Source organism: Prevotella illustrans, from assembly GCF_017426725.1.
Classification (GTDB): domain Bacteria; phylum Bacteroidota; class Bacteroidia; order Bacteroidales; family Bacteroidaceae; genus Prevotella; species Prevotella illustrans.
In genome coordinates this window covers 1-13,290 of record NZ_JAERMS010000018.1, presented here as the reverse complement: position 1 = coordinate 13,290, position 13,290 = coordinate 1, and the positions used below count along the sequence as shown (strand labels likewise).

The following is a 13,290-nucleotide window of genomic DNA, read 5'->3' as shown; positions in this document are numbered from 1 at the left end:
TGTTATTTAAGTTGACTTACTTTGAACAATGTTCCCGTAGGACATACAAAGCGGCAATAGGGCCGCATGACGACGGTCGAAAGGAGGGTGAACGCCACGGCAATGCCTATGACAACCCACGATACCGACCGGAAGATGAAGGCCGAGAAGGGTTCGTAGTCCACCCAGCCCGCCCAAGCACCGGTCCATAGGCAAACCATGAGCACGGCCCAAAGCGTTTGTCGGAACGTGTCGAGCCGCTTGACGGTCTTCGAACTCAGCTTCAGGTTCTTCTTTACGCCTTTTCCGGCCAGTTCCTGCAAGCTGCCCAGCGGACAAACGTTGGTGCAGTAATAGTTTTTCTTGCCGAACAGCGGGTAGACAAACGCCATGACGAGCATGAGCGTCGGCGTGAGCAATGCCACGACATTCAGGCCGTTTGACATGAAGCCGATGATGGCGGAGTAGGAGAGAAACGTACCGCACCAGAAACCCAGCACCACGATGTTCAATAGTTGCTGGACCATACGGTAACGCTTGTTCTTATAGACCAGCGGAACGATGGCCGCCATCAGCGCCACCAGCAGGCCGGCCAGTGTCTTCAGGCTCATATCGGCCTTTTCCCACCAGCTCTTCTCCGCGGTCGCTTTGCCGGCGTATTGCAGTCCGCGCTCCATATTGCCGATGATAGCCTTCGATGAGAACGTCGCTCCCGATACGGCGTCCACCTTCATGATCGCCGCCTCTTCTACGGTCTTGCCGTTCCATCGTGTCAGCAGTTGTCGAGCTTGGTCGAAGAAGTCGGGCGTCTCGGCGTTGCCGAGGGCTTTCACGCTCTTGATTTTCCCGTTCTTGACGGTTATTTCCAACGGCACCGGGCCGCCATAGCCGATAATATCCTTGCCCAGCTGGGTTGTATTGATGATGTAAGCGCCGTCAGCCGTCATCCTGATAGTGTCGTTTGCTTGTGATTTGACCGCGGCGGCGGTTTTCTTCCCCATCTCCTGCCCCAGAAGTTTGCCGTCTCTTCGGATAGAAACCACGGCAACGAGCATGACGCAGACAATAAGGCTCAGTAATTGGGAGAGCTTGTCATTCCATTTCTTCATCTTGTCGATTCTCTATAAAATGTAAAAAAAGTCTTATCTGTTTCTAATGACGAATCCGACGGGCGCGGGTTTACGGCTGCCGGAATCTTTTAACAAACTTTGTCAGGCATGTTTATGTTCCTCCGGGGCTTCTATGAGCAAGGCTCCCCATCGCGCCAGGGATATAGGCCGCTCTCTATTTCCGCAAGTTCTTCTATGGCGGCATCATACCCTTGGTCTGCGGCAAGCCTGAACCAGTACACGGCCTTTTCCATATCCTTGGGAACACTTTCGCCGTTGTAATAGCATACGCCAAGGTTGTATTGTCCGCAATCGTTCCCTTGCAGGGCGGAAAGGCGATAGCATTCGAAAGCTTTCTCTAAGTTCTTCCCGACGCCGTTGCCGTTGATGTAGCACGTGCCCAGCGCGGCCAAGGCATCCGCGTCGCCTTGTTCCGCGGCCAACCTGTAGTATTTGATAGCTTCCGCAACATCCTTTTCCACGCCCGTTCCGGTCTCATAGCAAAGGGCGAGGTTGAACTGGGCGTCAACGTGTCCCTGGTTGGCGGCTTTCTTATAATATTTGGCCGCAAGCCTGTAGTTCTGTTTGATGTTGAGTCCCTCTTCATAGCATACGCCCAGATCAAACTGAGCGTCGGCGTTGCCTGCGTCGGCAGCCTTTCGCAATGTTTGACTGTACATAAGTTCGTCGTTGTCGGTCATCGGTGCATGTCTGTTTGTAAGTTATTGCAAAAATACGGAATTTACATCAGTCGTCAAAATTTTATTAACCTACCCCGGCCCTCCCTGGGAGGGCCGGGGTAGGTTACCATTTGTCAATATTCGCTCACGAAAAACAGACTCTGATTTTTCTTCATCCGGCATCGGAATGCGCATCTTTTGCCTCTTTTCCGTTCTTTTTTCGTTTCCGTCATGCCCGTTTTCCTGTATTTTCATCTCCAAAGCAGTGCTTTTACCGACCAAAATCAGCACTTTCACCCGTTAAAAGGGCAGCTTTTGGCCGCCAATAGCTATGCTTTTGCCGTCTCAAAGCATAGCTATTGCAAAGTATGCGGCCTTGATTATCTCGTTAAATCGCGTTAACTTCTTGATAATCAGCTCATAATCCAAAGCTCATTTTCCTGCCGTTTTTTTCGTCCACTTCCTTTTCTTTTCTGAAAACACGCACTTTTTTCGACCTGTTTGTCAATAAAATTCATGGTTATTTTCTTTTAGCAGTCTAATCAGATATAAGGATAAAGAGGCGGAACGTGATGAATCACGTCCTCGAATATCGCCCTGTCGTCTTCATATACTCAAAAATAAGGGTAATTTATAAACTTTTACGCACCGAAAAATGTCGCACTTACTAATTGAATCTAACCTTGGGTTCATCTTTTTTTATTTTTTATTTGGAACTTATTTCTTCTTTTCTTATATTTACAGCGTGAAATGGAAGCGTCCGTATCACAACTGATATCATGTGTCATTAAAACCTATTCTTATGAGAGCAATCTATACTTTTCTATTTTTTCTTTGCACGTTTCTTTGTGCATATAGCCAACAGCATGTCTCCTATGCCTACGACGCAGCCGGTAACAGGAGCAGCCGTTCATGGATATCCTTTGAATCCAAAAGTTGACTATGATAAGACAATAGTTAAAGGGGTAAGAAAGATAATCACCACAACACACGATAAATGGAGTATTGTTTGTTATTTCGACAGACAGGGCTATCTTATGCGTGAGCAGATTTTTTACAAAGGAAAATTGAAGTCTGATAATGCGTATGATTACATGATTACGGATAGTGTCGTGGTGACAAGAATAACTGATATAAGTGGCCCGTATCCCAAATTGGTGAAGAAATGCGAAGAATTCTTTTCTCCTTTTGGAAAATGTTATAAGCGTAGGGTCTATATGAATGGTTCGGATACCGCAACATTATACATTGACAACTTCATATATGATGGCGATTTGCTGATCAGTAATGAAGAGGCAACTGCTTGGCAAAAGAAAAATGAAGCATTTAGCAAAGTAAACTATTATTATAATGAAAAGAAGCAGAAAATTCTCGAAACCAAGTATTTCAATGGATCAGACAGTATATTCTATTCTTATGATAAAATGGGGCGGTTAACTGATGAGGTAAAAAAAGCTGATAATACATCAGTTCTGAGTGGTATAGTTCCCTATGCTCGCAACGAATTGAATAAATTACATATTATATATTCTAATTATGATCATGAAGGAAATTGGACAAAGAGTTATTTTGCTACTCAAAAAGGAAAGAAAACTCGCTCCAAAAGAAAAATAGAATATTGGTGACGCTATGCAAAGAGTATCACCTTTATAGAATGGCAATCTCGATTTGAAAATACTGTCCTGGGTATGACCTAAATGATTTCAGCATCATTTCTTTCTTTGCATCATTGTTTAAAAGAAAAAAACTGGGCATAAGTGACAAATATTTATAAATTCATCAAGGACTATGACTTCAAAGGACCGTTGATGGAGTTTTATACATCAAACCCCGAACTATATGATTGTACAGTGAAGCTGGTCTTATTATTAAATGTAGAAGCTAAAATGCTATATATTTTCTTCGATTGTATACGCATTAGAAAGAATGAATGATATACTTATTTCCGTCAGATTCTTTCCAAGATTATAGGGCGGATGGAAGGAAAAGAGGAAGTAAGAATATACGATAATGGACGATTTATTATTAATGTAATGAATTCAGGAGGGTCAACTACAAGGTTTACAAATGTCAAAAGTTTCCACTTGATTTTCGGAGTATATTAGTATGAAAGCATTTTTTTTAAGTTTAATCCTGATGGCTTGCAGCAATTTGCTGATGGCACAACAAGATAAAATATACTTTTACTATGACAAGTACGGATATGAAGATGTTGCCCAAGGGCGATTTATGGATTTATATTCAAAAGAAAAAAGTAGTAAAGTTCCTGTTTTTTCAACAACTATGGTATCAGATAAATACAAAGAAGAAGAGTTGGATCTCATATCAATACCCATTTTGGAGTGGAACCACCAATCATATAGGTGTGGAGATAATCTTGAATCTTTGGTAGCATTTAAGCAAAATTTCTTATTCCAGAAGGTATTTATTGTAATGAAAGAAGGTCATTTAAAGGTTGGGACTTTTGAGATTTTTGATTCTTACGATGAAGAAAACCGAAGGAAAGACAGTATAAATCACGTGGAGTATTCGTTGCATGGAAGGCCTGTCATGGCAGATAACAAAAAAATGGAAAAGAAAATCTATAAATATTGTTGTGAAAATCCCAATGTTTTCGTTTTTATGATTCGAGGTTTGCATGGCTATTGGGGTGTCATCGATGGAAAACTTGTAAAATTAATCGTGAAAGGTAGTGAAATCATCGGAGAGGCTGGCAGTGAATTTGTTTGTAAAAACTATGGAGAACAATTCATTAATGATGCTATTGCGGATTGTTTTAAGACAGGTTATGGATACGCAGTATGTCCCGATTGCAAAGTAAATAGCCCCATAAATATTGACATTAAGATTGCGAGTTCGTGTAAAAAGCTATATAAAGCGGAGAGAAGATTAAATGAAAATCTTGATGTTACAAAATGATATGATTTTCTTTTCGGAATGAAATATTAATTGTATTTTTGCAGTGTTGACAAAGAAAACCAATTAAAAACATTATAAAATGAAAACACGATCGATTCTTGTCGTTTTAGGTTTAGTCCTTTCATCGGTTTTGTCTGCGCAGATAAAGTGGTTCAGTCCGATGAGTGGCAGCGTTCCCGCGGTGTTTGGGCGGGCGTGGAACGCGGAAATTGGAAACTGTTATGACCGACTGCCCGAGCGATTGCGGGCGAGTGTGCCCAAAGCAGTTTGGGAGCTTTCGCATCACGGCAGCGGACTTTCTGTCAGGTTTGTCACCGACGCAAGGAATATATATATAAGGTATGGATTGGCGGATGCGCGAACCTTGCACAACATGTCGGACATCAATTCGTCGGGCGTTGACCTATATGCTCGAACCGGCCACGGCCGTTACCATTGGGTGGGTAACCACATGAACTATTCTTTTGGGAAGACAGAGAAAGACACGCTGGAGACAGTTTATAAGGACTTGAGCGTGAAAGGAAGCACGGAATATGAACTCTATCTGCCGAACTACAACAGCGTGAAATGGCTTGAAGTGGGCGTGGACGAAGGCTGTAACGTGGAGTTTAAGTCGCCTGCAGAAACCATGGAGAAGCCTATTGTGGTTTATGGCAGCAGCATTATTCAAGGCGCTTCGCCGTCGCGTCCCGGGCTGTCTATCACCAATATCGTGTCACGAATCCTTCATAAGCCTTTTGTCAACCTGGGTTTTTCAGGTAGTTGCTATATGGAACCCGAAATGTTTAAGGCGCTTGCCGAGATCGACGCGCAGGCCTATGTGGTGGATCCGATTCCGAACTCCTGGAGACTTGACGCCGCAACCGTCAAAAGCAGAGTTGCGGAAGGCGTAAAACTGTTGCGTCAGAAGAGTAACGCGCCCATTTTGTTGGTGGAAAACCACGAACTGAGCGACAGCGTGATGCACGCCAAAGCCTACAAGCTCTATCGGCGGGGCAACGAAGCGCTTTGCGAAGCCTACAAGGAATTGAAAAAGGAGGGCGTTGACAATCTATACTTGTTGCCGCATGACCGGCTCGACCTGACTGAGGATGGTATGATAGAAGGCGTTCACCCCAATGATATCGGTTCGATGATTTACGCTCAGGCATACGCCAATGCGTTGAAAGCCATCGTCGGCCCGAAGATAATCGCCCATCGTGGCTATTGGGACACCGAGGGGAGCGCGCAGAACTCGATTGCTTCGTTGATGAAAGCCGATAGTATTCATTGTTATGGTTCAGAGTTTGACATTCATGTGACGGCTGATGGTAGACTGGTAATCAATCACGATGACACCATTGACGGTATCGTGATAGAAGACGCCAAATGGAAAGACATCATTGACCGCAAGCTGGTTAATGGCGAACGACGTCCGTTGTTGCACGAATATCTGGCTGCCGGCAAGAATTGCACGACGCGTCTGGTTTTGGAAATCAAGGCGCATAAGTCGGAAAAGAAAGAAAATCTGTGTGTGGACGAAGCAGTGAAAGCCGTGAAGGTTTCGGGAATTGCCGACCGTGTAGACTACATCTCTTTTAGCAAGAACGTCTGCCGGCGGTTGGCCAAGAAGCTGAAGGGAGCCAACATCGCCTATCTGAACGGAGACGCGACGCCCGATGAGGTGAGGTCGTGGGGATGCAACGGCATTGACTATCATTATAAAGTGCTGAAGAAGCACCCCGAATGGATTCGCCGGAGTCATGAATTGGGTATGACCGTCAACGTGTGGACGGTGAACAAGCCCAAGGATATCAAGTATTTCATCGAGGCCGGTGTGGATTTTATCACTACCAATAACCCGGTGGAAGGACTTCAACAGATCGGCAAGATGGATGAACCGAAATAGAACGGCATGATTTGCCGTGGCAATCAAAGGCAATGGGGCAACGCTCCGTTGCTTTTTTGTTAAACAAGGTTTGCGGATTTTGTTCGGATTGTTTTTTTATGTACATTTGCAATTACAACTATTTTATCGATTTTATATATGGATCTTACGGAAAGGTTTATCAATTACACCAAATTTGACACGCAATCGAGCGAAGACTCGGAGAGCGTGCCCAGTACAGCCAAGCAGTTGGAATTTGCCAAGTATCTTACCAAGGAACTTCAAGACGAAGGCTTGTCCGACGTAGAGATGAACGAGATGGGGTATATCTACGCCACCTTAAAGTCAAATACGAAAAAGAAAACACCGACCATAGGCTTTATTTCGCATTACGATACCAGTCCTGACGCCAGTGGGAAGGATGTTAAAGCTCGTATAATCCGCAATTATGACGGAAAGGATATCGTATTGAGCGACGGAATCGTATCTTCTGTGGAGAAGTTTCCCGAGCTGAAGGAGCATGTGGGCGAGGATTTAATCGTGACCGATGGTACCACATTGCTGGGTGCCGACGACAAGGCCGGCATTGCCGAAATCGTTCAGGCCATGTGTTATCTGCGTGATCATGACGAGATAAAGCACGGAGATATTCGCGTGGGGTTCAATCCGGATGAGGAAATCGGGATGGGTGCCCATCACTTTGATGTGGAAAAGTTTGGCTGCGATTGGGCCTATACCATAGATGGAGGTGATGAAGGAGATTTGGAATATGAGAATTTCAATGCCGCCGGCGCTAAAATCCATATCAGGGGCGTGAGCGTGCATACAGGCTACGCCAAGGATAAGATGGTGAACGCCAACAGGCTGGCCTGCGAGTTCAACGCCATGATACCCGAAACGGATATACCCGAAGCCACAGAGGGATACGAAGGTTTCTACCATCTGCTCAATATCGACAGCCGGACGGAAGAAGCCAAACTCAGCTATATCATCCGCGACCATGACCGCGCTAAGTTTGAAGAACGAAAAGACTTCATGCAGGATTGCGTGAACAAGATGAATGCCAAGTATGGCGAGGGAACGGTGACGATAGACATGAAGGATCAGTATTATAATATGAAAGAGAAAATTGATCCCAACATGCACGTCATCGACATCGTGTTGAGAGCCATGCAGGAGAGTGGCGTGGCGCCCAAGGTAGAGCCGATACGTGGCGGAACGGACGGTGCCCAATTGAGTTTCAAGGGACTGCCGTGCCCGAACATCTTTGCGGGAGGAGTCAATTTCCATGGTCCACATGAGTTCGTAAGCATTCAGGTGATGGAGAAAGCCGTCAGCGTGATTACGAAAATATGTGAGATTACCGGAAATTTTGAAGATTAATGATAAGAGACCTTGCGTTGATTCTGATTGTAGCGGGTATCACTACAATCGTTTTCAAGAAACTGCGTCAACCTTTAGTGTTAGGCTATCTTGTGGCGGGATTTTTGGTCTCGCCACACATGCCTTATACGATGTCTGTCGTTGATGAGGCTAATATTCATTCCTGGGCTGAAATCGGCGTGATGTTTACGTTGTTCAGCTTGGGATTGGATTTTTCTTTTAAGAAGATACTGAAGATGGGAGCGTCGCCCATCATTTCCACCGTTATCATTATATTCTGCATGATGGCGTTGGGCATAAGCGTAGGCCATATTTTTGGCTGGGCTAAGATGGACTGCATTTTTCTGGGCGGAATGCTGGCCATGAGTTCTACGACGATTATCTACAAGGCTTTCGATGATTTGGGCGTTCGGCAGCAGCAGTTTGCCGGAAAGGTGATGAGCGTGCTTATCCTGGAAGATGTTTTGGCCATTATCATGATGGTAATGCTGAGTGCCTTAGCGACGGGGCATGCGAATGGCGGCACGATGCTGACATCGGCTTTGAAAATCGTATTCTTCTTGGTATTGTGGCTCGTAGTTGGTATTTATGCCATTCCGATGTTTCTGCGATCCGTTCGCAAATTAGTCAATAATGAGACTATGCTCATCGTGGCTTTGGGTTTATGTTGCGCGATGGCTGTATTCTCAACCGAGGTTGGATTCAGTGAGGCTTTCGGCGCTTTTATCATGGGCAGTATCTTGGCCGAGACGATAGAGGCCGATCGTATCATAAAATTGGTGGAGCCGGTCAAGAATTTGTTTGGCGCTATATTTTTCGTGTCGGTAGGTATGCTGGTTGATCCACAGGTTATAGTGCAGTATGCTTTACCTATATTTATATTAGTGTTGACGATTGTGTTAGGGCAGGCTATATTTGGAACGCTGGCTTTCATGTTAGCCGGTGAGTCGCTGCGGTCTGCCATGAAGTGTGGTTTTTCCATGTCGCAGATCGGTGAGTTCAGCTTTATCATAGCTTCCATGGGCTTGTCGCTGGGTGTTATCGGTAGATTTCTTTACCCGGTTGTTGTGGCGGTAAGTGTCATTACAACATTCCTTACTCCTTATATGATTAAGTTGGCAAATCCTGCTTATGGTCGGCTGGAAAGGCATTTGCCCGGTAAGTTGATACATTGGCTCAACAGCATGCAGATGAGTCGCCCCAACACGATACAGCAAAACAAGTGGAAGCGTCTGCTTAGTCAGATGTTGCTTAATACAGTGGTATATGGTATTCTTTCGGCCGCCGTGATTGCCATTATGTTTACCTTTGCGTTGCCGATCGTTCGTCGCCTTTTGCCGGGGTGGGAGCTTCATTGGTATGCCAATGCGATAACGGGAATCGTCACCATCATTTTAATAGCTCCTTTTCTTCGGGCGATGGTCATGAAGAAAAATCATAGCGATGAGTTCAAACGCCTTTGGCTCGAAAGTAATTTAAACCGGCCTCTGTTGGTATTTACCATTATTGTACGATTCATGATAGCCTTGGCTTTTATTTTCTATATTATTAATTTCCTTACTCGTTTTACCAACGCGCTGATGATTTGCATTGGTGCCGTTGTGGTCGGTTTGATCATGCTTTCGCGTGTAACAAAAACACGAAGTATCAAAATGGAGCGGCAGTTCATGTTGAATCTGCGCTCAAGAGACATTCAGGCTCAGGTGCAAGGACGGAAAAAGCCACTCTACGAGGGGCACTTGTTGGACCGTGATATTCATATCGGGAATTTTGAGCTTCCGGAGAATTCTTCGTGGTCGGGACGGAAATTGGCTGATCTGCAGATGAGAAATCGTTTTGGCGTTCATTTGAGCAGTATCTTACGGGGAGCACAGCGCATAAATATTCCAAATGGAGAGACAATCCTTTTTCCCGGCGATCATTTGCAGGTAATCGGCAATGATGATCAATTGAAGAGATTTGGTGATAGTATCGAAACGGAATTGATACCGGCTGATACCGAAATAGAGAAGCGGGAGATGAAACTATGGCAGATGATTATTACGAGTAAAAGCGGCTTTGTTGGCAAAACATTGGAGGAAAGCGGAATCCGAGATGTTTATGATTGTATGGTGGTAGGAGTAGAAGAGGGACAGGAAAACCTAACGATGATTGACCCTATGCGCAGATTTGAGAAAGGCGATATCATTTGGGTGGTCGGCGAGCTTGATTCGTTAAAACGATTATCTTTGGTAAATACGGTAATCTCTTCATAATACTTTGTCGGAATATACTATTGACAGTAAATAGTTGCTTTTTGCGACGATGTGTAAAAATAGTCAATAAGATGTATATCGTTTTGCTATAAATGCGGTATTTTTGTAGCGTCGTAATAAAGAAATAATTTTATAAATCATATTTTATACAATTACATGAGTGAATTGATAAAGCCTACAGGTTACCGGGCATTGCTTGATATGCGCCAGACCGAACAAGGGATAAAACTTATCAAGGAGTTCTTTCAGCAAAATCTGTCAACCGAATTGCGTTTGCGTCGGGTGACAGCTCCTCTGTTTGTTTTGAAAGGCTTGGGAATCAATGATGATCTGAATGGGATAGAACGTCCAGTAACATTTCCGATAAAAGATTTGAATGACGCAGAAGCAGAAGTTGTACATTCTTTGGCTAAGTGGAAGAGATTGACCTTGGCGGAATACCAAATAGAACCCGGTTATGGTGTGTATACGGATATGAATGCTATTCGTGCAGATGAGGAGCTTGATAATTTGCATTCTTTGTATGTGGACCAGTGGGACTGGGAAGCTGTAATTACCAAGGAACAACGCAGTCTTGTTTTTCTTCATGACATTGTTCGGCGCATTTATTCGGCCATTCGTCGTACGGAATACCTTACTTGTGAGACCTATCCTCAGTTGAAGCCTTTCTTGCCCGAGGAAATTTTCTGTGTGCATAGTGAGGATTTGCTTCAGATGTATCCGGGAATGACGGCTAAGGAGCGTGAGGACGCTATTTGTAAGAAATATGGAGCCGTCTTTATAGAGGGTATCGGCAGTAAATTAAGCAATGGCGAGAAGCACGACGGTCGTGCTCCGGACTATGACGACTGGAGTACGGTGGCAGAGAATGGTAAAGTAGGGCTGAATGGTGATATCTTAATATGGTATCCCGTGTTAGGAAGGTCGTTTGAACTAAGCTCTATGGGAATTCGTGTTGATTCGGAAAGTTTGCTTCGACAATTAAAAATAGAAGGCAAGGAAGATAGGAAAAAGTTATTCTTCCATCAGCAACTTTTGCTAGGAAAACTCCCATTGAGTATTGGTGGCGGTATAGGTCAGAGCAGATTGTGCATGATATTGCTTCATAAAGCGCACATTGGAGAGATTCAAGCCAGTATTTGGCCTGATGCCATGCGTATGGAGTGTGAGGCCGCAGGCATGCCACTTATTTAAGCCAACTCTAAATCCAGCAATGAGCGAAGCCTTTCTATTGCCGGATTTTGTGTTCTTATCTCTTCAAAAACTTCGCGTTTGCTTAGTATCTTCTTGATTTCTTCACCTTGTGCCAGTCTGAAATCAAGTGTCAAAGCTGCATTATGTAGTGCATTGGCCAATGTCACCCGAATGCGGCCTTTGATTTTTTCAACTTGATTGAGTAAAATGTTATTGTCGAAAACGACTTCGATAGCCGGATATTCCGTTATTTTGGGAATCGCGTTTTTTAAGCGCGAAGCCATTCCGACCATTTGTTGCGGCATGCGGTTGCACATTGACATCCATTGTAGCTCCAGCTCTTCTTGTGAAAATTTGTTGGTCGCCTTTTGGTCTTTTACTTCCGGCTCTTTCTGGTAGGTTGGCTTTTCCGGGCCTTTTCTTATATCATTAAAGGTAAAGCCGATATTACCCAGTTTATATTTAGGGTCGGCAGAACTATTTGGTTCAGACTTTATATTCGTAGAGTTGCCTGTAAGCGTCTGAACTTTCTGTTGGCTTGGATTCTCCGTAACAAGTGGATTCTCCGTAACAACAGGTTGGGGTGAAGGCATCGTCTCAACCTCGGCCACCTGCTCTGCCTGTTGCGGTTGAGATTTAATAATTTTGTGGAACAGGGATTTTAATCTTTTAGGGCTACGCCCCGCGACAGGCACATCTTTGTCTTCTGCCTGTGTTATTTGTGCGATTTGGATAAGTGTCAGTTCGACCAACAGTCGCTTGTTACCGCTCTGCTTGTAATTGACATCGCACTGATTCATTAATTTCAATGCTTGGTAAAGAAACTTGGTGGGACACTTTTGAGCCTGTGCGTGATAGTGTTGTGCCTGTTGTTCGCTGCATTCCAGCAAAGGGAGTGTAACGGCGTCTTTGCTCATCAGTAAGTTGCGGACATGCATTGACAGGCCGTTTATTAGGTTGGCTCCATCAAAACCTTTGGCCAAAATACTATTCAAAAGCAACATGATGTCGCTTACTTCATTGGCCAGGGCATAGTCTATAATCTTGAAATAATTCTCTACGTCAAGGACATTCAAATCCTCAATTATCTTTTGATAAGTGATACTGCCTTGACAAAAGCTGGCGGCTTGATCAAAAATTGACAATGCGTCGCGCATACCACCATCCGCTTTCTCCGCAATCAATTCCAACGCTTGTTCTTCATAAGTAATCCCCTCTTTTTCCGCAACTTTCTTCAGATGGGTAACGGTATTGGCAACGGTCATCCTCTCGAAGTCATAAATTTGGCATCGTGACAGAATCGTTGGCAATATCTTATGCTTCTCGGTGGTGGCTAAAATAAAGATTACGTGAGCGGGCGGTTCTTCTAAAGTTTTAAGAAACGCGTTGAAAGCTGCCGTTGATAGCATGTGAACCTCATCTATAATGAAAACTTTGTAGCGTCCTACCTGTGGCGGTATGCGCGTTTGCTCCATCAATGTTTTGATGTTTTCGACAGAGTTATTGCTGGCTGCATCGAGTTCGAAGATGTTGAGCGAGCGTTGTTCGTTAAACGACTTGCAACTTTCGCAGGAGTTACATGCCTCGCCGTCCTGTGTAGGGTTTTGGCAGTTGATGGCTTTAGCAAAAATGCGGGCACATGTGGTCTTGCCTACACCGCGAGGTCCGCAAAAAAGATATGCGTGTGCTAATTTACCGCTTTTAACGGCATTTTTAAGAGTAGTGGTGAGTGATGATTGTCCTACGACAGAGTCAAAAGTCATAGGACGATATTTGCGTGCAGATACAATATATTCCATTTCTATTATATAGTAGCTTATTGCAAAGTTACTGTAATTAAGTGAATAATAGCAATAGTGTCCTAAATAATTTTTGTGAAAACGCATACAAAGTTGCATCAAATA

General features: G+C 44.3%; 9 protein-coding genes. 6 read left to right on the top strand and 3 right to left on the bottom strand.

Translation table 11 applies throughout. From position 1 onward, the window contains the following. Nucleotides 1–2: 2 nt before the first annotated feature. Entirely contained in the window at nt 3–1,088 is a 1,086-nt protein-coding gene (locus tag JHU38_RS06910; protein WP_107581064.1) for an FMN-binding protein, read from the bottom strand. A 131-nt stretch (nt 1,089–1,219) separates the two neighbouring features. Continuing rightward, entirely contained in the window at nt 1,220–1,768 is a 549-nt protein-coding gene (locus tag JHU38_RS06905) for a tetratricopeptide repeat protein (RefSeq protein WP_158267264.1), read from the bottom strand. Nucleotides 1,769–2,643: 875 nt separating this feature from the next. Here JHU38_RS06905 and JHU38_RS06900 point away from each other — a divergent pair. From JHU38_RS06900 to asnA, 6 genes are all read left to right on the top strand, one after another. Next, nucleotides 2,644–3,393, top strand: a complete 750-nt coding sequence (locus JHU38_RS06900) for a hypothetical protein (protein WP_232369875.1) — start codon at nt 2,644–2,646, stop codon at nt 3,391–3,393. A 481-nt stretch (nt 3,394–3,874) separates the two neighbouring features. Then, entirely contained in the window at nt 3,875–4,687 is an 813-nt protein-coding gene (locus JHU38_RS06895; protein ID WP_107581060.1) for a hypothetical protein, read from the top strand. 79 nt (nt 4,688–4,766) lie between these two features. After that, complete coding sequence (locus JHU38_RS06890) at nt 4,767–6,575, top strand: SGNH/GDSL hydrolase family protein (protein WP_107581059.1); 1,809 nt, start codon at nt 4,767–4,769, stop codon at nt 6,573–6,575. A 138-nt stretch (nt 6,576–6,713) separates the two neighbouring features. Continuing rightward, a complete protein-coding gene (pepT, locus tag JHU38_RS06885) occupies nt 6,714–7,937 on the top strand; it encodes a peptidase T (protein ID WP_107581058.1) in 1,224 nt (407 codons plus the stop codon). Continuing rightward, complete coding sequence (locus JHU38_RS06880; protein WP_107581057.1) at nt 7,937–10,192, top strand: cation:proton antiporter; 2,256 nt, start codon at nt 7,937–7,939, stop codon at nt 10,190–10,192. Before pepT ends, JHU38_RS06880 begins: the two co-directional genes overlap by 1 nt. Before the next feature lie 156 nt (nt 10,193–10,348). After that, nucleotides 10,349–11,386, top strand: coding sequence for an aspartate--ammonia ligase (gene asnA, locus JHU38_RS06875; RefSeq protein WP_107581056.1), 1,038 nt, complete (start codon nt 10,349–10,351; stop codon nt 11,384–11,386). Here asnA and JHU38_RS06870 read toward each other — a convergent pair. Then, the gene (locus JHU38_RS06870; RefSeq protein WP_107581055.1) at nt 11,383–13,185 is read right to left on the bottom strand and encodes a DNA polymerase III subunit gamma/tau; all 1,803 of its coding nucleotides are present in this window, start codon (nt 13,183–13,185) and stop codon (nt 11,383–11,385) included. The two genes, asnA and JHU38_RS06870, sit on opposite strands and share 4 nt — an antisense overlap. Nucleotides 13,186–13,290 lie beyond the last annotated feature (105 nt).

What these genes read in the sequence shown, in the direction of transcription:
- JHU38_RS06910 (WP_107581064.1), bottom strand. Translation starts at nt 1,088, where the DNA reads ATGAAGAAATGGAATGACAAGCTCTCCCAATTACTGAGCCTTATTGTC.
- JHU38_RS06905 (WP_158267264.1), bottom strand. Translation starts at nt 1,768, where the DNA reads ATGTACAGTCAAACATTGCGAAAGGCTGCCGACGCAGGCAACGCCGAC.
- JHU38_RS06900 (WP_232369875.1), top strand. Translation starts at nt 2,644, where the DNA reads ATGCCTACGACGCAGCCGGTAACAGGAGCAGCCGTTCATGGATATCCT.
- JHU38_RS06895 (WP_107581060.1), top strand. Translation starts at nt 3,875, where the DNA reads ATGAAAGCATTTTTTTTAAGTTTAATCCTGATGGCTTGCAGCAATTTG.
- JHU38_RS06890 (WP_107581059.1), top strand. Translation starts at nt 4,767, where the DNA reads ATGAAAACACGATCGATTCTTGTCGTTTTAGGTTTAGTCCTTTCATCG.
- pepT (WP_107581058.1), top strand. Translation starts at nt 6,714, where the DNA reads ATGGATCTTACGGAAAGGTTTATCAATTACACCAAATTTGACACGCAA.
- JHU38_RS06880 (WP_107581057.1), top strand. Translation starts at nt 7,937, where the DNA reads ATGATAAGAGACCTTGCGTTGATTCTGATTGTAGCGGGTATCACTACA.
- asnA (WP_107581056.1), top strand. Translation starts at nt 10,349, where the DNA reads ATGAGTGAATTGATAAAGCCTACAGGTTACCGGGCATTGCTTGATATG.
- JHU38_RS06870 (WP_107581055.1), bottom strand. Translation starts at nt 13,185, where the DNA reads ATGGAATATATTGTATCTGCACGCAAATATCGTCCTATGACTTTTGAC.